At 35.4% G+C, this 2,287-nt stretch carries 2 protein-coding genes; both read right to left on the reverse strand.

Annotated elements, in window-relative coordinates; translation table 11 throughout:
* Positions 1–286 precede the first annotated feature (286 nt).
* Positions 287–1,144, reverse strand: coding sequence for a hypothetical protein (locus ACSX1H_RS19105; protein ID WP_439185855.1), 858 nt, complete (start codon positions 1,142–1,144; stop codon positions 287–289).
* A gap of 262 nt (positions 1,145–1,406) precedes the next feature.
* The gene (locus ACSX1H_RS19110) at positions 1,407–2,156 is read right to left on the reverse strand and encodes a fibrobacter succinogenes major paralogous domain-containing protein (RefSeq protein ID WP_439185856.1); all 750 of its coding nucleotides are present in this window, start codon (positions 2,154–2,156) and stop codon (positions 1,407–1,409) included.
* Positions 2,157–2,287 lie beyond the last annotated feature (131 nt).

A 2,287-nucleotide genomic window follows, 5' to 3' on the forward strand; every position in this document is an offset into this window, starting at 1 on the left:
CAAATTGATTCCTGTTCACGTTTGAAAATCAATTCCAGAAACACCTCAATTTGAACATCTGGGCTGATATGAAACAAACCAAGTCAGGATTAGTGGCCAAGTTATTCTAAGTTTTGGTTTTTGGCGGACGACCAAAATAAATCTGTAAATATTTAACCAACAAATAGGTTACAACGGTTCGGCCATATGAAGTGGCCCGATTTGCGTGTGGTATATTCGCTTTCTTGTTTGTGCCCAGGTTCGCACGGGAGCTAAACTCCCAAACCCCGCCAAAGCCAGGGCTACTTTATGATGGCTTGTTAGAGCCAGTATTTTTTCTTAATTCAATAAGTTTTAATTTCATCTCTGGGGCTCCATTTTTTAATAAAACTTGATCATTGATATCAATTGTCATTTTCATCGAATCCCATTGCGAAACGCTAGTGTAGTCATTATTAAATGTATATTCAATATCAACTTTTAAATTACCAACAACTTCAAAATCAACAGTTGCTTTTCTAAAGAATTGAGCATAGTACCAAGAGATCTGTTCTTTATCCTGAATTCCTCTCAAACCAACTTCCTCTTTTCGAATCAGAACATATGAGTTTTCAAAATCCTCGATTGTTGGTTTATCTTCATTGTTAATAGTGGTAATGGCAATCATGTTCATACCAAACTCAGTCTGTATTTCCGAGGTTAAAACAAATGCTCCACCATAATTACCATTTTCAAGTTTAAAAGTCAGACAATCACCTTTTTGAAAAATTGAATCACGTAATACTTTTCGCTTTCTTTTTCTAGGTTTACTCTTCTCAACACTTAACTTTTCCAGGAATGAATCAAGTACCTTTTTTCTTTTATTAATTTCCTTTCTTTCGGCTCCTAACTCTTCCCAAAGTTCTATATCTTTTCCTGACAAGATAATTGTTTTAACTTTCTGAAAAAGGTATGGGTCTAAAGACTTACATTGCCATTGAGCCATTGCTAATGAAAACCAGAAGTTGTTTTTATCTTCATAATCATCTTGAAGGTCAGGATAAGTATTTATGATTTTTTTAGTAATTTCGGATGACTCAAGTCCCTCATCATATAAATCCATAAATTCAGAGTAAATATCCTCATAAATGTCATTTGATGAAATTGCTGTTCCCCAACTTCCCATTTTAAATCAGTTTATTACTTGGTTATTAGTTTTTATTGGCTCTAACGGCCTGCCGCATGAAGCGTATGGAATTTATCCTTACAAACTTTCCAAATCAAGCGGAGCCAAAGCGTTGTATTTGTTTTTATCTTTTCACTTTTAAAGCCAAATCGACGATTTGGCGTTGGTAGCCGAAGCCACTAAACTTGCAAAACAAGTCGGACTTCATATGCTTTATAGCGGCTTGTTGCCCAACGTAATTTTTATGATACAACAGTTATTATTAATCTTTAACACAACGAATCGAATAACCTCCTGCTTTACTTCCATCCATTCTCCAAATATTACTACGATTGAAGTTTATCATTCTTATCCAAGCTTTTTCAACATTATTCTCTGTTGCAGTCCACCAGACACCACTCATTCCAGGTTGAAGAAAATACGCTTCTTCTCTAATTCCAGAGGGTATCGCTAGAAAACCAGCTTCTCCAAATGAAGGATTCTTTTCTAATTCACCATCATCCCATAATTCTTTCTTTCCAGCTAGTTTACTTCCTTCATTTATTCCTCGATAGCCTCGTTCAGTTTCAATTTCTGAATTTGTCATGCCCATGGTTTTTTCTAATTCTTTCCAATCTGAATCAGTCGGAACATGCCAACCACTTGGACATAATTTATTAGTCTCAATAACGTACCAATTATATATTGCCCCATATGTTTCTCCATAGGATTCATAATCATTATCAAACCAACAGTATCCCGCACTTGTCATATTAGCCCAATCAAAATCACCTATTATTAATGGAATTTCAGTGCCATCATTATATTTGGTGGTCTTAAGGTTTTCCGCCATCCACTCTTGCTCGCCAATAGTAATTGTTTTATAGGTATTTCCATCTTGGTCAAGGAGTGTTCCATAATCAAAGTCTTTCGAGTTATCTGGATTTTCATCCTCGTTATCACATGCTGAAAAGCTAGTAATGATACAAAGTGATAACAACAATAGTCTTATTGAAGCTAAAAGTGTTTTCATAGTATTCAATTTTAGGTGGTTATTTTTTATGTTGGGCAACGGATTGCCGTATGAAGCGGCCCGATGCCTGTATATTTGTTCCTTAATTACACTCAATTGCTGCAGCAAACTGCAACTTTAGAATTACGCAA

Source organism: Carboxylicivirga taeanensis (assembly GCF_051851475.1).
In the GTDB taxonomy this organism is placed as follows: Bacteria; Bacteroidota; Bacteroidia; order Bacteroidales; family Marinilabiliaceae; genus Carboxylicivirga; species Carboxylicivirga taeanensis.

What these genes read in the sequence shown, in the direction of transcription:
- ACSX1H_RS19105 (WP_439185855.1), bottom strand. Translation starts at nt 1,144, where the DNA reads ATGGGAAGTTGGGGAACAGCAATTTCATCAAATGACATTTATGAGGAT.
- ACSX1H_RS19110 (WP_439185856.1), bottom strand. Translation starts at nt 2,156, where the DNA reads ATGAAAACACTTTTAGCTTCAATAAGACTATTGTTGTTATCACTTTGT.